The 19,826-nt window shown below is 48.1% G+C and carries 18 protein-coding genes; 7 read left to right on the top strand and 11 right to left on the bottom strand.

Features of this window, described 5'->3' with window-relative positions:
* Positions 1 to 16: 16 nt before the first annotated feature.
* The 5 genes from GZ78_RS14485 to smrA form a co-directional block, all read right to left on the bottom strand.
* The gene (locus GZ78_RS14485) at positions 17 to 901 is read right to left on the bottom strand and encodes a hypothetical protein (protein ID WP_034837397.1); all 885 of its coding nucleotides are present in this window, start codon (positions 899 to 901) and stop codon (positions 17 to 19) included.
* 2 nt (positions 902 to 903) lie between these two features.
* Positions 904 to 1,476 (bottom strand): hypothetical protein, encoded by a 573-nt coding sequence (locus GZ78_RS14480; RefSeq protein ID WP_034837394.1) that lies wholly within the window; start codon positions 1,474 to 1,476, stop codon positions 904 to 906.
* Positions 1,477 to 1,542: 66 nt separating this feature from the next.
* Entirely contained in the window at positions 1,543 to 2,463 is a 921-nt protein-coding gene (locus tag GZ78_RS14475; protein ID WP_034837391.1) for a hypothetical protein, read from the bottom strand.
* Between the two features lie 68 nt (positions 2,464 to 2,531).
* A complete protein-coding gene (locus GZ78_RS14470; RefSeq protein ID WP_034837388.1) occupies positions 2,532 to 2,864 on the bottom strand; it encodes a hypothetical protein in 333 nt (110 codons plus the stop codon).
* Between the two features lie 89 nt (positions 2,865 to 2,953).
* Positions 2,954 to 3,532 (bottom strand): DNA endonuclease SmrA, encoded by a 579-nt coding sequence (gene smrA, locus GZ78_RS14465; protein WP_034837384.1) that lies wholly within the window; start codon positions 3,530 to 3,532, stop codon positions 2,954 to 2,956.
* 296 nt (positions 3,533 to 3,828) lie between these two features.
* On the opposite strand from smrA, the gene GZ78_RS14460 reads away from it, so the two are divergent.
* Positions 3,829 to 6,714 (top strand): protein-tyrosine phosphatase family protein, encoded by a 2,886-nt coding sequence (locus GZ78_RS14460; protein ID WP_161787394.1) that lies wholly within the window; start codon positions 3,829 to 3,831, stop codon positions 6,712 to 6,714.
* Between the two features lie 6 nt (positions 6,715 to 6,720).
* Here the strand turns inward: GZ78_RS14460 and thiH are convergent, their stop codons facing one another.
* From thiH to GZ78_RS14440, 4 genes are all read right to left on the bottom strand, one after another.
* Positions 6,721 to 7,836: a 2-iminoacetate synthase ThiH gene (gene thiH / locus GZ78_RS14455; RefSeq protein ID WP_034837379.1), complete on the bottom strand. Its 1,116-nt coding sequence runs from the start codon at positions 7,834 to 7,836 to the stop codon at positions 6,721 to 6,723.
* Complete coding sequence (locus GZ78_RS14450; protein WP_034837377.1) at positions 7,836 to 8,603, bottom strand: thiazole synthase; 768 nt, start codon at positions 8,601 to 8,603, stop codon at positions 7,836 to 7,838. The genes thiH and GZ78_RS14450 overlap by 1 nt, the downstream gene beginning before the upstream one ends.
* 35 nt (positions 8,604 to 8,638) lie before the next feature.
* Positions 8,639 to 8,839: a sulfur carrier protein ThiS gene (gene thiS / locus GZ78_RS14445; protein WP_034837374.1), complete on the bottom strand. Its 201-nt coding sequence runs from the start codon at positions 8,837 to 8,839 to the stop codon at positions 8,639 to 8,641.
* Positions 8,840 to 9,299: 460 nt separating this feature from the next.
* Positions 9,300 to 9,968, bottom strand: a complete 669-nt coding sequence (locus GZ78_RS14440; RefSeq protein WP_034837372.1) for a glutathione S-transferase family protein — start codon at positions 9,966 to 9,968, stop codon at positions 9,300 to 9,302.
* A gap of 207 nt (positions 9,969 to 10,175) precedes the next feature.
* Between GZ78_RS14440 and pheS the strand changes: the two genes are divergently transcribed.
* The 4 genes from pheS (at position 10,176) to GZ78_RS14420 (ending at position 14,440) form a co-directional block, all read left to right on the top strand.
* Positions 10,176 to 11,219, top strand: a complete 1,044-nt coding sequence (gene pheS, locus GZ78_RS14435) for a phenylalanine--tRNA ligase subunit alpha (RefSeq protein WP_034838331.1) — start codon at positions 10,176 to 10,178, stop codon at positions 11,217 to 11,219.
* Positions 11,220 to 11,290: 71 nt separating this feature from the next.
* Entirely contained in the window at positions 11,291 to 13,699 is a 2,409-nt protein-coding gene (pheT, locus tag GZ78_RS14430) for a phenylalanine--tRNA ligase subunit beta (RefSeq protein WP_034837369.1), read from the top strand.
* An 89-nt stretch (positions 13,700 to 13,788) separates the two neighbouring features.
* Positions 13,789 to 14,100: an integration host factor subunit alpha gene (gene ihfA, locus GZ78_RS14425; RefSeq protein WP_034837366.1), complete on the top strand. Its 312-nt coding sequence runs from the start codon at positions 13,789 to 13,791 to the stop codon at positions 14,098 to 14,100.
* A complete protein-coding gene (locus GZ78_RS14420; protein ID WP_034837363.1) occupies positions 14,072 to 14,440 on the top strand; it encodes a MerR family transcriptional regulator in 369 nt (122 codons plus the stop codon). Before ihfA ends, GZ78_RS14420 begins: the two co-directional genes overlap by 29 nt.
* A gap of 58 nt (positions 14,441 to 14,498) precedes the next feature.
* Here the strand turns inward: GZ78_RS14420 and GZ78_RS14415 are convergent, their stop codons facing one another.
* A complete protein-coding gene (locus GZ78_RS14415; RefSeq protein WP_161787393.1) occupies positions 14,499 to 16,835 on the bottom strand; it encodes a tyrosine-protein phosphatase in 2,337 nt (778 codons plus the stop codon).
* A gap of 177 nt (positions 16,836 to 17,012) precedes the next feature.
* On the opposite strand from GZ78_RS14415, the gene GZ78_RS14410 reads away from it, so the two are divergent.
* Positions 17,013 to 18,377 (top strand): phosphate ABC transporter substrate-binding/OmpA family protein, encoded by a 1,365-nt coding sequence (locus GZ78_RS14410; RefSeq protein ID WP_051786196.1) that lies wholly within the window; start codon positions 17,013 to 17,015, stop codon positions 18,375 to 18,377.
* 7 nt (positions 18,378 to 18,384) lie between these two features.
* Here GZ78_RS14410 and GZ78_RS29505 read toward each other — a convergent pair whose 3' ends face one another.
* A complete protein-coding gene (locus GZ78_RS29505; RefSeq protein WP_161787392.1) occupies positions 18,385 to 18,537 on the bottom strand; it encodes a hypothetical protein in 153 nt (50 codons plus the stop codon).
* 456 nt (positions 18,538 to 18,993) lie between these two features.
* Between GZ78_RS29505 and GZ78_RS14405 the strand changes: the two genes are divergently transcribed.
* The coding region (locus GZ78_RS14405; RefSeq protein ID WP_161787391.1) for a transposase at positions 18,994 to 19,826 on the top strand (833 nt) is incomplete at its 3' end.

Here is a 19,826-nt window from a genome sequence, read left to right as displayed (position 1 = left end):
ATAGCCCCGTTTTGTTTTAGCCACCGGGTAATTCTCTCTCCATCAAAGTGCGAGCTTGTGCAACTATTTGAGTCAGATCTTTCATCCATTGATTGCCAAGACTGGATAGTCTGGGGTCTTCACTGGTGACCATTTCTGCACATTTGGCCTTAAGTTCCAGGGCCCGACCGCTCAGCTTTCCTAAATCTTTTCTAAAATCCTGGCTGCGGTAACTTTCATTTTTCCTGGATTTTGTTTCCAGCTTTTTCAGTTTTTCTTCCAGTTTTCCCGGTCCCAGCTCATGCTTCAGATGCTCGATCATTGTTTCTATTTTGCTGCAGGCTAACAAACGATCCGATTTCAGGATAACTTTCTGCTTTTCCGCTGCTTTATCACTTAATCGATAGTAACTCCGATTACGGGGGGTATCCTTGACGACTTTGTGTGCACCGTAATAAGGGACCACTAGGAAAGCTTCATTTTGAGTGTTCTTCTCTACTTCTATTTGAAATTTTTCTGCGGTGTCTTTGAGTTCATTGAGTTTGCTGAAGAGTATTTCCAGCGTTGTGCCTTGTCCGCAAATCTGACGAATTTCACCAATTAGAGAAGAGGTTTCTGCCCCATGGGGAACAGGGAAAAACTCCAGAGCGCATTCCATGTCAAAACTACGCTGGGCGTATGTCACGCCTACTTGAACCTCTGGTTTGGGTGGCATGGCAGACCAGGGGTCTACTTTATGGTCGTGAATAGGGGTGGATGGTGGTGTACTTTCCTGGCTGCTGCTTCTACGAAACATTTTGCCAAGTGTTTCGATACCAGACTCATCTTTTCTGACATTCCAGTGCTTCCAGGCATTCATGGCCAGTTTGAAAAAGGACATTTTAAACAGAGACTGCGTGAACTGAGATAAGCTAATTTTCATGATTATCGTCCGTTATTGTCCGTATTGTTTAAACTCTCTTCCACAGGCTGACGGCTATAGCTTGCTGTTGCTTCATTCAGGGGAAGGAAAATGGCATCCAGCAGACCGATGTAAGGGTATTCAAGGGGGAAGTTCCAACGGCGATAGTCGCTACCATAATCTTGGGTGGAGTATTCGTATACGACATCCTCCATGGTTACCTGGGCTGAGCAACTGACATTGCTGGCCAGTTCATCGGGTAACTCTGAGAGTTTGACGATCTTGTAGCAGATGTTGGAAGCGCTATCACCTTCTGTCGGGCATTCGAAGACGGTTGAATAAACCGGTTTGCTCAACCATCCGAACAGATCCCAAAGAGGGGCATGAAAGCAGTTCAGTTCCAGCGAAAAATCCTTGGCTGAAGGTGGAGACAAGGAAGTTTCGGCAATGTAGATATAGAGGTCGAGCTGTTTAACCGATGACTTTCTGATATCTCTTTTTCTGGGGTTTGGGTTGTTGGTGATGAGATCAGCAAGCATTTCTCCTGAGAAGAGCAGGATCAAACTGGCGGTAAACAGTTTCAGTGGATTATTCATGTCATCTTCTCTGAAGTTTTAAGTAGTGGAAAATCATCAGGCATACCAACGACAGCAAAGCAGGCATCAGCCAGATCCATTTAAGGGGGAAGTGGGTTGAAATTCATTAACACGGAAAGAGTGCCTCCACCCAGCGCTATAGCCAGACCCAAACCAAGGGCTGCACTCAGAGCAGGTTTCTGAAGGTGCTGATTGAGCATTTTCAGCATGACTGGGGTGGCGGATTGGGGGCATGCAAGACCTGTAACCAGAGCTGGTATTGAGCCAGTGGTTTCTGTGAACAGCAGAATACAGGACGCTGTGATGAGCATTGGCTTCTGCCAACTTCCCGAAAAATGCAGCTGTGGCCATGATCAGCAGCAGAGAGGCGGAAAGCGTCAGATTGCCCTGGTAAAAGCTCCAAACCAGAGAGCGCATTGAAATCAGAAGGAGGAAAATAGCTATAAGGGCGAAGCTGATACTGAATGGTTCTGTGGTTGGATTTGTTTTCGCAGGCTTTACCGTTGAAGTATTGATAAACATACTGCAAGACAGGCCTGCAATGAGCCCCCACGAAACAATTGAAAGTTCATTGATGCCTGCGGCCATTCCCGTTAAAAGCCCTAAAACGCCTGGGGCAATAAACCAGCTGAGTTGAAAAGAGTCGTTATCGGATGATTTCAGGCCGATGGAGCCTGCGTTAACGTGAAAGAGAGCGCTGCCCGTAGCGATGCATATCAAGCACATCCAATAGCGCTCAGGCGCAAGCAAAAGAGCCGCGACAGCCAGTAAAAGAGCTATTGAGATGGCCTTGTTCTCGAACTTTTCGGGCAAAAGGCTGAACAGTGGCTGGCAGCCAAAAGCAACCAGGTTATATGCGATTAGCAGGGGGATCAGGGTTTCTATAGGCAGGGAGAGAAACCAGCAGCCTGCTATATAGCCTGCGCTGGCATCTGAAAGGGCGTGTTTCAACCCCAGCTTCTGGCAGACGTGTGGCTTTGAAAGCATGGCTGTGCCTGAGGAATCGAATGAGTTCTATTCAATCCCTATCGACGGATACTGCCTTTTTCTGAGTTTCAGGCACTCAGAATCCAGGTGCCAATCAGCAGTGAGGTCAGGTTAGCCAGAATGGCTGTAGGCAGGGCCAGCCTGAATCGGGTTTGTAGCCAGCTGGCCAGAAGGGCTGCCTCAACGACGACAACTAGGCTCTCGCCAATCAACAGCAGCTGGTTGTAATCCATCCAGTGACTCAGAACAAACCAGAGCCAGGGCAGTGTGAGTGTAGAGGCTATGAGGCCGGCAAAGATGACTTTATGTCGTGGTGCAGATTTGTGTAAAAGCAGGTAGATGACAGGCATTTCGAGGGCCAGTGTCAGTAGCCAGGCAATCAGGAAATCATTGGGTATCATGACCTATCATCCTTTGAAGTAACTCAAGGAGCCTGACTATTCTGGGTCAGGTTCCCAAGGATTATCGACAGCTCATTGGCTCGCTGGAATCAGGCAGTACGTTTGGCGTGGCGCTCTCGGTTTTCCAGCTTTTCTCTCTCACTCTTTCTCAGAACCACATAAAGGGCAGCGGAGCCGCCATGAAACTTCAGTGCGGTATGAAAGCAGAGAACCTGATCCATTTCCCGGAGCCAGGTATTGACGTAGCTCTTGATGATGGCGGGCGGGTTGCTGTTTAAGCCCCGACCATGATTGATGATAAGTGAGCGAAGTTCGTGCTTCTTGCAGTCGTTAATGAAGTCGAAAACGGCTTGCCGGGCTTCAGCTGCGGTGTGGTTGTGAAGATCCAGCCTGGCTTCAATATCGTATTTTCCCAACCGCATTTTCTTGAAAACCCCCTCTTGAACGCCAGAGCGCTTGTACTCCAGATGATCGTAAGGTTGAACTCGTTTTGGGTTGTCCAGAGATAAAAAGTTGGGATCATTCAGTTCAGCCTGAGCTGCTTTTCGTCTCAGAGCCTGGCCAGGGGTCTCGGCCTGATTCTTCTTGAGATCTGCTTTGGGGCGGCTTTTCAGTGGAGCCACTCCCTCCATTTCCTGAAGGAATAAATCCTGATCGTTGTAACTCATGACTTTGTACTTTTGATCGAACTGTTGGAAGTGCTTCTCGGACTATCAATCTGAGCATACCAGAAATGCAAATCGGTCGTGAAGATTGATTTGATCCCTTTGTTAGTATTCCTGACAGGCTCGTTAGCCCTTTCCGGTGCGATATGAATCTCTCGAAGGTCTAAAGAATTAATGGTCTAGAGGGAAGTGAAACAATGGATGCGGTTGGAAAGGGTCAAAACGGGAATTCAGGTGAAGTTTCAAGTCTTGGCCCCTCATCTCATAGAAAGTCAGGTGAGCAGGGTCAAGTGAGAGCAATGAATCGAAGTTTGGGGAGTACTTCGTCAGATTTATTGCTTGAAAGGCAGGCTTTTATCGCCCCTTGTAAAACAGCCAAAAAGGCAGTCTCTGACCTGCAGCTCACCAATATTGTCGATCCCAAATGTTTTCTGGTGAATCCTTCAACCACTCAGTCCGATTATCTCGAAGGTGATGGGCTTGATGTCAATCTCGTCTGTCAGCGTATCTCCGAAATGCGAAAAGGAAGTCTGTCAGGTGTTTATGAGAATGGCGGCGTCATTTATTGGAAGCATGTCCTGGAGCAACAGAAAGCTATGGCGGAGCTGGGGCAGAAACTGAAAGAGTCTCCCTGTGACATTCTGTTTACCATGGAGCGGGGAGGTACTCTTCTATCTGATTTTATGCATCCCTACATTCCTGATGAAAGTCAGGTTGGAGTGGTTGTATCAACGGCCAAGGACGCCTCTTTGTGTCCGAAAATTCATATTTCAAAGATGACTGACGAGGTCATTAAGGCCTGTCGCCAGGGCTACCGGTCCGTGGGAATAGTTGAAGTCAGCATTAGTGGTGCCCAGATTCATTCTATTATCAGACATTTGATAGACGCTCTGAAAAAAGAGGGTTTAGAGTCGGTTGATCTAAGATTTTTTATCCTGCGACAACAGTTGTCTGTTCGTCCAAGGCATCGAAAGGCTACAGGTGAAAAATTAATGGGTCTTGATAAAGACTATAAGCAGATTACGATCCACATGGCTGTAACACCGGTGCTAATGGGAGAAGATGTCGATCAGCATCTGATGTATGGGGCTGAAAACCAGTATCCCGTCAATCTGCTGCTACCTGATGGCAGCTTATGGCAGCTCAAAACAAGAAATGGTTGCCGACAAACTCTGATTCGCTTGCTGGCTGGAGACTATAACGAGACGATTGAAGGCTTGTATGCAGATCGTTCTTGTTCGAATTCAGTGGTCTTTGATATAAAAGACAGTAGTTGTCTTGTTCGGAGGGCAGAGACGTCCAGGCAAAAAAGTCGCAGTTGGAATGAAGTTGACTGTTTCTGGTACCTGATTAATCACAGCTTTGAAGGTGAGCCTGATGAACTTAAGGGCAGAGCTTCTCTTTTGGAAAGATTTCATTCCGTTCAGGAGAGAATGATCCGGTTGCGGGACTGGTCTGAAAGTAAAGCGAGGGAATTACACAAAAAATACAATGCCTTGCCGGAAAAGCAGTTTATGAGGTTATGTCAGAGAGATCTTGAAGACGTCAGCATGCATAAACTCCGACCTTTGATTACCTCGATTTGTTATCTGCTTTATATGGGCAGGAGAGTGGATATGGCGGCCATTTTCAGGCGGCAAAGAAAGCTGGTGGTCTCGGTTTTTCCGAAGGTGGATGCGCAGTTTTCTGATCAGGAATTAACAAAAGGCTTGAATGGGGCGGTTAAGGAGACTAAATCAGAGAGCCCGTCTTCTATTGATTTGCTGGAACCCTGTGAAGCTATTACACGAACGGCTTCTGAGTTAATAGAAGCACCTTTCAGTCAGCAGTACGACTCGAATATTACTAATTTTCTGAAGAATAAGTGTGCTCGTTGGTTGAATGATCTCTGTGCCTGTTTGAGTGCAGATATACCTTGTTATTCGGGGCAGAGTGAACTGGTAAGTCAGTTGTTAAAACTCAAGTCATTGCTTGTCAGTGAAAGGTTGCAATTGAGGGAAGGTAAACAGGCTCAAAGAAACAGGGATGAATTGACTGAGCTATTGGAAAGGTTTGAGGTCTGTATTGAGATATTGACGCCAGGAATCGATACTGAAAAGCTATCAGAAAAAAAAGCATGGCTTAACAGCCAGCTAACGTCCAAGAGAACCACTAGAAAAGGTAACGGAAGAAAGAGCTCTGCAGCCGCTGAATCTCAGGAAACTGTATCATTGACAGGGCCTTTTGCTGGCAAGTTGTTGCAGCTGCTGAAATGCTTTGGCAAGAACAAGGATCGAGATTTGGCGGAAACATTACTGTCATCTCTCATGACCTGGAGAGCAAGGTTGATTCCGTTTATGGGGCACTCCGCTAAAAGGGCTTCTGCTCTTTATCCTTTGCCCGATACCCAGATTAAGCCAATAAATCCTTCTTCTCAGTGGAATGCGAATCGAGTTTTTTATGGGGATAGTATGCCCGGTATTGCGATGAAGGGCCCTGAACTCGAAGATATGCCAGACGTTTTAAGGATGGTAGAGCAAGAGAATGTTGGTCTGTTTCTTGACTTGATCAATGATCATGATCGTCAAATGGATAAGGGGCGTGATCGTTTCGACTGGAGTCGTCTTCCATTGTCTGAAGAGGTGCCTTTGGGCAGAGGATATTCTTTGGAGAAAACATCAGAAGAGAAGATCTTGTTCAAAAGCCGTTTGTCTGTGAAAGGTCAAGACACAATCCCGGTGTCAGCTACGGTCAGATCGTTTCGGGTGAAGGGGGCTTCGGGAGAGCGTGTTATCAGACAGGTATCGTTCCCCGGTTGGCCTGATATGAAGCCTTTGCCAGTGGATATTATGAATGAGTTGCAGGCACTGGTGGCGCAGCAAAGGACGTATTGCCCGGATCAGGCTTTGGTTGTGAATTGTCTTGCAAGCTTAGGTCGAACAGGCTGTTTTTTGGCCGTTGAGCATCTTTATGGCCTGGCAGAAAAGGGTGAGTTGTCGAAAGAGAATCTGCTGTTAATGACGCTGCAAACACTAATGCAGGGTAAGTTGTCGAGAAATCATCCGGAGTTTGTGCAAACAGTAGGGCAGATCCGAAATGTTTATGAGGCTGCCAAGGCCTGTCTTGATGATCAGGGCTGGCAACCGCATACTCAGATGGCTTCTGTCAGTTTAACTGAGTTGACCGGAAACAGAACTCCAGATTAATTGGGGTCAGTGACTATAACTGCGATCCCAGTCCTTCCAGACTGCTTCCAAACCCTTTGTCTTGATAGCCGCTGCGACGGCTTCAGGACGACGATTGTCATCTATAGAGAACTGTTCCAGAGATTCAATAGCACCGTCAGCATAACCGCCAGGCTGGGTGCTGGAGAACGCACTCATGGTGGTAATGCCTAAGGGTAAGACATTATCTCTGAACGATTCTGATTCCCGAGTGGAAAGTGATAACTCTGCTTCCGGTTTAAACAGGCGATAAGCACAGATCAACTGTACCAGTTGTCTGTCTGAAATAATGGAAACCGGCTGGAACTCACCTTCGCAAGGACGCAGTCTCGGGAAAGAGATGGAATAGCGGGTTTTCCAGTAGGTTTTTTCCAGATAGTCGAGATGAGCAGCAGCCATGGCGGAATCGGTTCGCCAATCTTCCAGGCCAATCAGGGCGCCTACACCAATTTTGTCGATACCTGCTTTGCCCAGTCTGTCTGCTGTGTCCAGACGATAATCAAAATCCATTTTGCTGCCACGGAGGTGGTATTTCTCATAAGCCGGACGATTATAGGTTTCCTGGTAAACCAGAACGGCGTCGAGTCCCAGTTCCATTAGCTCTTCGTATTCGTGCTGATCCAGAGGTTGTACTTCGAGTGTGATATGAGAAAAGTACAGTCTGACCTTTTCCAGCACGGATTTGAAATAGTCGGTCCCCACGGTTCCCTGGGCTTCACCCGTTACCAGAAGAATATGGTCAAAGCCCATAGCTTTGATGGCTTGTAATTCTCGATCCAGCTCTTCCATGCTCAGCGTTTTTCGCCGAATCTTGTTGCCGAGGCTGAAACCACAATAGGTGCAGATGTTGGTGCATTTGTTGGACAGATACAGGGGAATGTACATCTGTACTGTATTACCAAAGCGCTGGCGGGTAAGAGCCATGCTTTTCTGTGCCATCTGCTCCAGATAGGGTTCCGCTGCAGGGGAAATCAGTGACAGAAACTGGTCGTGAGTCAGTCGGCGAGCAGACAGGGCATTCTCGACATCCGCAGCGGTCTTGCTGAGGATGCTCATTCTGACTTCATCCCAGTTTAACTGGTTAAATTTGTCTATGAATGACATTAGAAATCTTCCAGAAAGGCCGTCAGAGGGCTGCTTGCCTGAGCCTGGTGTGAACGTATGCCCAGACCTGCTTCATAGGCGCGTCTACCTGCTACTACCGCTTCTTTAAAAGCCATACCCATGGCCACAGGATCATTGGAAACCGCTATAGCCGTATTGACCAATACCGCATCAGCTCCTATTTCCATAGCTTTCGCAGCATCAGAAGGGCTGCCAATTCCGGCATCAACAATTACGGGCACCTGGCTCTGCTCGATGATGATGTTAAGAAAGTCTTCGGTTTTCAAACCCAGGTTACTGCCAATGGGAGCGCCAAGAGGCATTACTGCAGCGGCGCCGGCTTCTTCCAGTTTTTTGCACAAAACCGGGTCAGCGTGAACGTAAGGCAGAACCACAAAACCCAGTTCAGCCAGCTCTTCGCAAGCTTTCAGTGTTTCGATGGGATCGGGCAGTAAATATTTGGGGTCCGGATGGATTTCCAGCTTCAGCCAGTTGGTTTGCAGGGCTTCTCTGGCCAGCTGGGCTGCATATACAGCTTCTCTGGCATCACGGGCGCCAGAAGTATTGGGTAGCAGGTTAACACCCGCTTCTACCAGAGGAGAGAGAATGTCGTCCTGGTCATCGTTCAGGTCCACCCGCTTGAGGGCCATGGTCACCAGCTCACTCTCAGACGCCTTGATAGCGTCAGTCATAGACTGGCTGTTATTGAATTTCCCCGTGCCGGTAAACAGGCGCGATTTAAATGTCTTGTCAGCAATATTCAGCATGCCAGTTCTGTAGTCCTATACAGCATAAGCGAATTTCAGCCACCTGCGGTGGCTTTGATCAGGGTGATTCTGTCACCTTCTTCTACTTGTGTCTGAGGCCACTGTGATCGGCTAATGATCTGTCGATTGACGGCCAGTGCCACGCCTTTTTCGGCCTGGTTGATCTTTTCCAGCAGTGCACTTAGCGTCAGGGTGCTATCTGAGCTCAGAGGCTGGTCATTAACAAAAAATTGCATAGATCATATCTGGGAGGTTTTGAAAATCAGGACGGAGTGTAAAGCAATTCAGGCCCGGGATAAATGAGAGGACATGCTGCTTGCTGCCCTATTATGGGGTTGTTGAGGTTATTTTGGGTTCTGCCGTTGCTGGGGTTTCCATGCTGCGAGCACTGGCAGGATGAGCCTATATTCCAATGGCATCAATTTTTTAAAGGGAAGGTAGTCAGAGGTTGTTCTCGGATCCCTAACACCTTTGTTATATACCCATCACCCATCGCCTTTCAAGATGCTACGTTGTTGCCAGCGTTCGCTCACCCTGATCACCTACTACTTGTTGGCTCACAGGGCTTCTTGTAGGCTCACAGGGCTTCGCTCACTTGTCGCCTGGTAGCATCTTGAAATCCAATGGATATATATGGCCGCTTTTGGGCATCACGGAGCCGCAAAACAAAGCCTCAACAGTCCAGGCAAATGGGTGTTATCGAGTAATGATACTCTTGCCGCTGTTGACCACGGTTTCGGCGTCCGCCCTTGGAGGTACTTCTACCCCCTTGGCGCAGGCAGGTCTTGCCTGTATCTGATCAATCCAGCGTTGCAGATGGGGCAGGTCGTCAACTTCTACCCCTGACCAGCTGCTGGTTCTGGCCCAACACCAATTGGCTATGTCAGCAATACTGAACTCATCAGTAAGAAACTCATTTTTTTCCAGGTGGCTGTTCAACACACTGAGCAGACGGTAAGTTTCGTTCTGATAACGATCAATAGCGGGCTGAATTTTTTCGGGGAAATATCGAAAGAACACATTAGCCTGGCCCATCATGGGACCCACGCCTCCCATCTGGAACATCAGCCATTGAATGACCTGGCTGCGACCTTTTGGATCCTGGGGCAGTAGTTTGCCTGTTTTTTCGGCAAGGTAGATCATGATGGCACCTGATTCGAATACGACAAAATCATCGGCTTCACGATCAACAATGACAGGGATTCGTCCATTGGGGGTCATGGCAAGAAAATCGGACTGTTTTTGCTCACCTTCCATCAGGTTGACCGGGTGAGTAGTGTAATCCAGTCCCAGCTCTTCGAGCGTGACAGAGGCTTTGTGGCCGTTTGGGGTTGCAGCTGTGTAGAGTTCAATCCGGGTGGTCATGGTCCAATCCTTATCTCATTCTTTTGCCTGTGTCTGAACCATACACTTTGATCGCTTTTGGCCAAAGGTCTGATTGAAAATTTGTCGGTTACCCGTCATGGCCAAGACAAACCCGTACAGCAAGGCAAGTACGCATCTATTCAAAACCATTCTCAACCGTTAGAATTGGCGGTTTGTTTTCTCTACGCATCGGTTATCGGGAATCCCATGGAGAATCTGGAAACACTTGTTTCACCCATAGTCACCTCTGCTCTGACTGAAGTTGAGTCAGCCGCCAACGCAGCTGATCTGGATCAGGTTCGGGTACGATTTCTTGGCAAAAAAGGTGAGCTGACCCAACTGTTGAAAGGTCTGGGCAAGCTGTCACCTGAAGAGCGTCCGAAAGCAGGTGGCTTTATTAACGAAGCCAAGCAGCAGGTTCAGGCTGCCCTGAATGTGAAGCGTGAAGGTCTGGAAAAAGCAGCACTGGAAGCCCGTCTGGCGAGTGAAACCATTGATGTTACCTTGTCCGGCCGAAGCCAGGACCTGGGGACGGTGCACCCTATTACCCGCACCATGGAACGTATCACCGATTACTTTGGCAATATCGGCTTTGAAGTGGCCCAGGGGCCGGAAATCGAAGACGATTACCATAACTTTGAAGCGCTGAATATTCCGGGTCACCATCCGGCTCGTGCTATGCACGATACCTTTTATTTTAATGACGCTTCTTATGAAGGAAACAGGGTACTGAGAACTCACACCTCTCCGGTTCAGGTGCGTGTCATGGAAGCTCTGAGCAAAGCCGGTGAGAAGCCGCCCATTGCCATTGTCTGCCCTGGCAAGGTTTACCGCTGCGATTCTGATCAGACTCATAGCCCGATGTTCCATCAGGTAGAAGGTCTGTACGTGGCTGAAAAAGTCAGCTTTGCTGATCTGAAGAGTGTTCTCAGTGACTTCCTGAGAGTTTTCTTTGAGCGTGATGATCTGCAAGTCCGCTTTCGTCCTTCTTATTTTCCTTTCACCGAGCCTTCTGCAGAAGTGGATATTGAGTGGGGAAGGAATGAAGACGGCTCCATCAAGTGGCTGGAAGTTCTGGGCTGCGGCATGGTTCATCCGAAAGTATTTGAATATTCCGGCATTGATACCAGCAAGTACACAGGCTTTGCCTTTGGACTGGGTGTTGAGCGATTTGCCATGCTCCGTTACGGCGTGAACGATTTGCGTCAATTCTTCGATAACGACCTGCGCTTCCTGAGCCAGTTCAACTAACGGCTCTACTGAACATTTCTACTGGAACGTTTTTTAGCGATTAGATCGAATAACGGAGTTGAGATAAGCATATGAAATTCAGTGAACAATGGTTACGTCAGTGGGTTGCTCTTGAAGCAGATACCCAGGAACTGGTGCATAAGATCACCATGGCGGGTCTGGAAGTGGACGACGTCGATCCGGTAGCGGGTGAGTTTTCCGGTGTCGTGGTGGGCGAAATTGTTGCCTGCGAACAGCATCCAGATGCAGACAAGCTGCGCGTGACTCGTGTCAGTGTCGGCTCAGAAGAGTTTCAGGTAGTTTGCGGCGCACCTAATGCCCGTGTCGGTATCCGTGTACCTTTTGCAACAGTCGGTGCCCAATTATCTTTAAAAGAGGGCCCGGGTAACTTCAAAATCAAGAAAGCCAAGCTGCGTGGTGTGGAATCTTTCGGCATGCTCTGTGCGGAAGAAGAGCTGGGTATGGCTGAATCTTCTGACGGACTGATGGAATTGCCTGGCGACGCTGTTGTGGGCCAGGATATCAGAGAGTACCTGAACCTTGATGACAAAATCATTGATGTTGATCTGACACCCAACCGTGGCGACTGCCTGAGCATTGCCGGTCTGGCCCGTGAAGTCAGCGCGAACTTCCTGGCGGATGTCAGTGAGATTCAGGTTGAGCCAGTGGCTCCTGCTCTGGACGACACATTCAAGGTTTCTGTGGAATCCAAAGAAGGTGCTCCACGATTCCTGACCCGTGTTCTCAAAGATGTCGACGTCACAAAAGCTACGCCGCTGTGGATGGTTGAACGTCTGCGTCGTTCCGGTATCCGCTCCATTGATCCTGTTGTGGACGTGACTGCATACGTCATGCTGGAGCTGGGGCAACCCATGCACGGTTATGATCTGGATACCCTCAATGGTTCTCTGATCGTTCGCATGGCCAAGGCTGAAGAAAAGCTGGTGTTGCTGGACGGACAGGAAGTCAGCATGAACGCTGAAACCCTGGTGATTGCAGATGAAAAGCACGCTCTGGGTATTGCAGGCGTAATGGGTGGAGAGGGTTCCGGTGTTTCCCAGACTACTCGTAATGTACTGCTGGAAGCGGCATTCTTTGATCCAATCGTTATTGCGGGTAAAGCCCGTTCTTACGGACTGCATACCGATGCTTCTCACCGCTTCGAGCGTGGTGTGGACTTCCAGTTGCAGCGCAAGGCTATTGAAAGGGCAACGGCTCTGATTCTGGAGATTTGTGGTGGTCAGCCAGGCCCTGTCTCTGAAGTAATGAGCGAAGAGCATCTGCCAGCGCTGAGTACCGTGACTCTGAGAGCTGAAAAAGTCGCTTCTTTGCTGGGTATTACCATTGAAAATGACCTGATTGAAGCTCTGTTGACTCGACTGGGTCTGGAGATGAGCGCTACAGCGGAAGGTGAGTGGACCGTTTCTGTGCCAAGCTGGCGCTTTGATATCTCTATAGAAGAAGACCTGATCGAAGAGCTGGGTCGTATCTACGGGTATGAGCGTCTTCCGGAAACCATTCCAACAGCTTTGCTGAAGCTTAAGCAGGTGGACGAGGATAAAGTTAAAGAGTCCGATATTCGTCGTGTTTTGGTAGGGCGTGGCTATCAGGAAGCGGTTTCTTTCAGCTTTATTGATCCGAAGCTGCATCAGCTGTTTGATCCCAGGCATGAGCCTGTTGCTCTGGCTAATCCTATTGCCAGCGATCTGTCTGTAATGCGTACCACCTTGCTGCCTGGTCTGGTTAAAACCGTCAGTTACAACCTGAATCGTCAGCAGAGTCGAGTTCGCCTGTTTGAAACCGGCCAGACTTTTGTTCGTGAAGGTGAGTCGCTTAGACAGGAAAATCAGATTGCAGCAGTGATTACTGGCAGTCGTTACCCGGAAAGCTGGGCTCTTAAAGCTGAGCCTGTGGACTTTTTTGACCTGAAAGGGGATTTAGAAGCGCTGCTGGAACTGGGTGGTGCTGCAGGGGATTTCCGTTTCGAAAAAGGCAGCCACGATGCTATGCATCCAGGTCAGTGTGCGGCCATAGTTCGTAGTGAAGGGATTCGCGACGGTAAGGTGATGGGTCATGTAGGCGCTCTGCATCCTAATCTGGCAAAAGAACTGGGTCTGGATGGAGCCGTTCTGATGTTTGAAGCCAGCCTGGAAGCGATAAGTCAGGGTCATGTGACAGAGTTTACACCGCTGTCCAAATTCCCGGAAGTGCGTCGTGACCTGGCCTTGATCGTCAAACAGGACGTTGCGGCTGACAGTCTGAATCAGGTTATACGCGAAGAAGCTTCCGAACTGCTGAAAGATGTTCGCATTTTTGATGTGTATGCCGGAAAAGGCATCGAAGAAGGTTATAAGAGTCTTGCTTTGGGCTTGACCTTGCAGCACGCTTCCCGCACTCTAAAAGACGAAGAAGTTAATCAGTTGATTGACAGCATTGTAAGTCGGCTGGAATCCGAATTTGGTGCCAGCCTCCGTAGCTAATCAGCCACAGTGAGCGTTCTTGAAAGGTCTGCTGTTTGAGCAGGCCTTCAACAGTTCGCTCCCCGGTTTTAAGAGAGCGGAAGTTATCCATGGGAGCTCTGACGAAAGCTGACATAGCCGAGCGTCTTCATGAAGAACTCGGTTTGAACAAGCGCGAAGCCAAGGATATGGTCGAGCAGTTTTTCGAACAGATCCGTCAGGCGTTAGAGAATAATGAACAGGTCAAGTTATCCGGTTTCGGTAACTTTGAACTGCGTGACAAAAGCCAACGACCCGGCCGAAACCCCAAAACCGGCGAAGAGATTCCTATTTCTCCCCGCAGGGTGGTGACTTTCAGGCCCGGTCAAAAACTCAGGGCACGAGTTGAGGCCTATGCAGGAAACAGAGCTCAGGAAGAGTGATCTCCCTGTTATTCCTGGCAAGCGTTATTTCACCATTGGTGAAGTCAGCGACTTATGCCAGGTAAAGTCCCATGTCCTTCGATACTGGGAGCAGGAGTTTTCGCAACTAAAACCGGTAAGGCGGGGGAATCGTCGTTATTATCGGCGTCAGGATGTGCTGCTGATACGTCAAATTCGCAGTTTACTCTACGATAAGCGTTTCACCATTGATGGTGCTCGAAATCATCTCAAAGGCGAAGTGCAGAAACTGGATGCATCCCAGTACAAGCAGCTGATCCGGCAAACCATTGCTGAATTGGAAGATGTGGTGGATGCGCTGGACGGGATTCCATCCAGCTAACGAATCGCGCTTATAAAAATACCGGCTGATGCCGGTATTTTTTGCTTTGAAAAATTATTCAGTTGCGAACTTGCCCACTGGGTCGGTTGAATGGGTCAACAGCATTAGGCGGTCTGTTTTGTATGTGGTCATTAATTATGTTTTCAACGGCCAAGCCTATTTGATTCCACTCAGTATTCTCTTTAAGGGTTTCAGTGTAATTAAGAAGGTCATTGAGCTGTCCCTGATCTGCCTGCCGTAAGACTGGGGTTAGTTCGCTGGCCAGCTTCTCGGCATTGAATGTTTGAATGGTATTTCCATAACCACCCTCTGATATCTTATCAAGCAATTGATCGGCATTTTGAGGTCGAATGGACGCTGTTCTCCTCGCTACTGGTGGTGAGTCCGGTGCCTGAATCGAAACAGATTCTTCAATATCATCAGGAGAAGGGCTCGGGGTTAGAATGGGAGGTGGTTCAAGGGTGTCATCTTCTTCTGATACCTCCTCAATGGAATCGTCCCTTATCTGCCCAAAACTGGTATTTTCGTAGTTTTCATCCTGATGAGCTTTTCTGATCCTTCCTGCATCTCGTTCATCCCTGTTGATAGTGGCATAAGCTGTAGAGTCATATCCGAGTCCATTATCCTCAGGTTCAGGGGGTTCCTGAGGTGTAACGGGTGTTTGAACAGGAGTCGCTACAGTCAGTCCAGCTTCTTTCAGTAAAGGATTAAACAATGGTGTGAATTGTCCGTGAACGGCTGCGAGAGTATTGAGTTGTCCTGCTGTTTGAACGAACTTGTTTCTAACCTGACGTGCTGTAGAAATCGTTTGAGTGTAATCTTGTGGAGGTGTGCCCGTCTTTTGATATTCCCTCAGACTGTTATCAATAGTTACAAATGTTCCGGTTCTGCCTACTCCGGCATTGCAGTTGACTACAGTAGGGTTTTCTGCCCTGTCAGCAACGGAGGGATGCTGACGTAGCTTTTCAACAAGTACTGATAGCTTTGCTAACCTTTCGGGGTTGCCTGCTGAATGGTCTTCCCAGCCTTTGTCGTACACTCTGAACTGCGTTTCACCATTAATGGAGAGTTGTTTGACAACCACTTTACCATCATCAAAAGAGTGCATCCCATCCAGTTTTACCTTGACGCCCCCATAGTTTTTTTCTTCACCGACTGCTTTCGGGCCTACTTCAATGGAGCGTTTGGAGTTTTTCCTGCCTGATATGGAAGGGTCTTTGAGCTCATCTGAATTCACAAGAGAAACTGAGACAGCGGGGTGGTGATGGGCAAGTAGTTTAATGAAATTTGTTTCTGTTTTTTCAAGTGGCCCCTGAGCTGCAATAAAGCTGCTTCCAGGCAGATCAATTTTTGCAGCATGGTAAGGGGCTCCTGGTGCAAAAGCCTTGGCTGTTTCACTAAGGTGGATGTTCGTGAATTTTGGAAATGCCTGAGTCTTGAAGTCATCTTTCTGGTCAATCCTGTCCGATATCTTTGGACTCTGTTTCTCAATATTACTGAATTGCTGATTTATTACTGAGTCCTGAGGGATACTTGGAAATGTCTGATTGAGTTGAAGTGGTTTGCCGTCGTGTAGGCCATGCTGAAGCTGAGCTCCACTGTCTGAGTCATATACACTCTGCAAGCCTGGGGTAAGTTCTTGAAGTTCGGGGGGGCGAGCATCAGGAGCTTCCTGAATGTTAAGCTGTCGATTAATTTCTGCATTCATCGCAGCAGCGAGATTAGGGGATGATTTGTAATGTTTGGCAAATTTTTCTTTGAGACCTTGCACATCACCATCAAAGTTTGCCAATTCCTCTGTTATTTTTCTTTCTGCGTATATTTCACGAACTTCTTGTCTTACATTTTCTGTTTGCAGTTGAGTGTTATGATTTACCAATAAATCTTTGATCTCTGAAGTTGGGAGTAATTGAACCGTTTCCGAGAATTTGCTTAGAGAAAAGTCATACTCTTCTTCAAAGCCTCCGAAGGTTAAAGCGTTAATGATTTCAGAAACTGCCATAGGTTGAACGTGTCTGTTCTCGGGAGTTACTTCAACAGGTGTGGCAGAGGGGGTTGATCCGGTAAATTCATTCACTTTATTAGGTGTTGCAGGCATGGCTCGGGTTGCTCGTTCCAAGAGCGGTGTTGAAGGCGGGGTTGAAGTACCTGATACATTCCCATCAGCGCGATGATCATGAAGCTTGCCATGAAAGTGGTTATAGGCGGGTTTGATGAGGCCGTGAACCCCCAGAAGCTCCCGTGCAATTCGAAGTCCCCAGACTTTTGCCTTACCGGCATTGTAAGTTTTGCCATTGACCGTAACCTGCTCGGTAATGGGCTTCTGGTTTTCGGTACCTGCAGTGTGTGAATGGCTTGCTGAAGAAGCTCCGCCACTGTTAATAGGGTCGCTCACAACCTCACTCCTGAGAATTATCCCTGATCTTTTCAGCATAAAGGGCAATGTGACATTTTCCACAGAGTTGGAGTCGAGCGGGTCGGGAGAGCGGCCATCGGTCGCGGGTGCCATATTTTTGTCATATTTCACCGATAGACTCACCGAAAAAATAGGTCTGTGCTCAGAAAATAAGTTATGACAATAACAAAAACGCTCCATATTTTGCTGTTTTCCACACTGGTTGCTCTCTTTTCTGCCAATAGTCAGGCTCAGGAAGAGTTACTGTTCTCAATTCATGGTTCGAATACAGTGGGTGCCAAGCTGGGACCATCACTGGCTGAGTCTTATCTGAAATATCTGGGTGCACAAAGTGTGGGCGTGTTTCCGACGGGTCAGGAAAATGAAGTGAAAGTCACAGGATTTCTGCCCGGCAAAGGTCAGTTAGTCAGTATCTTTATTGCTGCTCATGGTTCATCCAGCGGCTTTAAAGCATTAGTCAGTGGTGAGGGGCAGGTTGCTGCAGCTTCCAGACCCATTAAGAAGAAAGAGCAGGCCAAGCTATCTGAAATGGGAGACTTCAGCGCTCGTGAGGCTGAATATGTGGTAGGTATTGATGGGTTGGCCATTATTGTGAATCAGGATAACGGCATCAGTAAACTGGATATAAAAGAGGTTGCCCGACTATTTTCTGGTGAAGTCGCTAATTGGAAAGAGCTGGGAGGTGCTGATCTGCCAGTGTCTCTGCATGCCCGTGATAACCGTTCTGGAACCTGGGATACCTTCAAGAACCTGGTGTTGGCAAAGAAGTACAAACTGGCTGCATCGGCTGAGCGCTTTGAGTCCAATACCGTTCTTTCCGATCGGGTAGCATCAACCCCGGGCGGTATAGGCTTTGTCAGTCTGAATACTATAGGCAGAGCCAAACCATTGATGATTTCTGAAGGAACAGAGAGAGCTCTGGAGCCTGAGCTGTTGCATGTTTCGACTGAAGATTATGTATTGAGCCGTCGTCTTTATATGTATCTGCCTGAAAAGGGGGCTGATCCTGAAGCTCTGGACTTTCTTCGTTATGCAACCAGTGATCTTGCTCAGCCTGTGGTAGCTTCTGTCGGTTATGTTCACCAGGCGGTTGAGCTGATGAGTCCAGATGTACAATCTGCTCCGCAGGATTATCAAGACATTGTTGATCAGTTTGATCGTGCTTCTGTTAATTTTCGTTTTGCACAGGGTCGGGCCCAGCTGGATAACAAAGCCATCAGTGACATTGAGAGGCTGGCTCGTTTTATCGAGCGCCAGCCTGGTGAAGTGTTGTTAATTGGTTTTGCCGAGCAAAGCGCCAATGCCAGAAATGCTGATTTATTGGCCAGACTGAGAGCGGATGTGGTGCGAAGGGCTTTGATTAAAGCGGGTGTGTCGAGAAAGAAAATTCAACATAAAGGGTATGGTCAGTTCATGGCGCTGTCTTCTACCGACAGTCTGGCCAGTAAAATCAGAAATCGACGTGTTGAAGTCTGGGTGAAATCTGACAGTAAACCTCAGCAGGTCGCTTCTGCTTACTGACCACTTGTTATACGATGCTTCTGAGCTGTCGGTGCTGACAGAAACGATGATACAACAAAATTTTACTGAGGCTGAAATCAGAAAGGTCATGGGTGACAATACCCGACGCTTTCTGCTGGAGCAATTGCCGGACGCCTGATGGCAAGCCCGTAAAATTCATAAAGCCGCTCCAGTCAGGCTAAAGGTTGCGGAAATACTGATACCAATCGTACTTTCTGACTACGCTATTGCGCTGGCAATCTGAACACCAGCCCTGCGTTGGAACTCCTCGCAATAGCTAGCTATTACTCGTCGTTCCGCCTTGTTCTGCCGTCCAGCTTGCCATGCTCATTACGGTAGTTAGAAAGCACGATTGGTATGAGATGTTTGTTCTCTGATGTGTCAGCAGAAAAAATAGCCGAGCGAGAAACTCAACACTTTATGAATTTTACGGGCTAGGAGGCTGACCGAGAATAGACAGTCCGGCCTAAAATCCAGAAAGAACGGCCATCTTTTCCACTGGATTTGCTTAAATAGGTCAACTATTCGCACAAATTCAGTGAAAAAGCTGACTCGTTCTACTGAATTTTATGCTCGGACGCTATGATAAGCCTTAAATCAACCTTGATGATGCCTGATGTCACCACCAAAATTCAAAGATAGCCCTGTTGAGTTCGATCAGCACCTACTGTTTCCAACCAATATTTTCGATCTGCTTTCCAAAGATCATGACTGTTTTGTCTACGAAGGCATCTTTCAGAGCATTGATACATCTGAAGTCGAAAAAAAATACCACCACCTTGGCCAGCACGCTTATCCCCCGAAGCTCATTGTCGCCATCCTGATCTACGCCTATAGCCATGGCGTTTTCAGCTCCCGTGAGATTGAACGTCGCTGTCGGCAAGATCTGGCGTTTATGTACATCTCGCAAATGAATTGCCCGAACTTCAGAGTCCTGGGTGACTTTCGTAAAGATAACCTGTCCTTCTTCCATGACTGCTTCAAACAATCCGTCAAGCTGGCAATGGAGCTGGAACTGGCATCGCTCGGGCATATCAGTCTGGACGGTTCAAAGTTCAAAGCCAACAGCTCAAAGCACAAGGCCATGAGTTACGGGCGACTCAAGCTCAAAGAAGCAGAACTCAGTGCAGAAATTGATGACCTGATCGAGAAAGCCAGTCAATGCGACCAGGAGGAAAATGACACCTACAAAGAAGCCAGTGGTTACAGCATCCCTGAAGACCTCCAGTTCAAAGAAGAGCGGTTAAAGAAAATCAGGGTAGCCAAAAAAGCCCTCGAAGAACGAGAGAAAGCCCTGAACCCGGACGAACCAATAGACGACAAAAAGCAGATTAGTTTTGCAGATCATGATGCCCGGATGATGACCAAGAAAGGTTACTGTGATTACAGCTACAACGCTCAGATTAATGTTGATGCCGATCACCAGATCATTGTTGGCCAGCATATCAG

Source organism: Endozoicomonas numazuensis (genome assembly GCF_000722635.1).
GTDB classification, from domain to species: domain Bacteria; phylum Pseudomonadota; class Gammaproteobacteria; order Pseudomonadales; family Endozoicomonadaceae; genus Endozoicomonas_A; species Endozoicomonas_A numazuensis.
The sequence above is the reverse complement of the archived record's forward strand: the minus strand, read 5'-3'. Positions and strand labels throughout refer to the sequence as shown.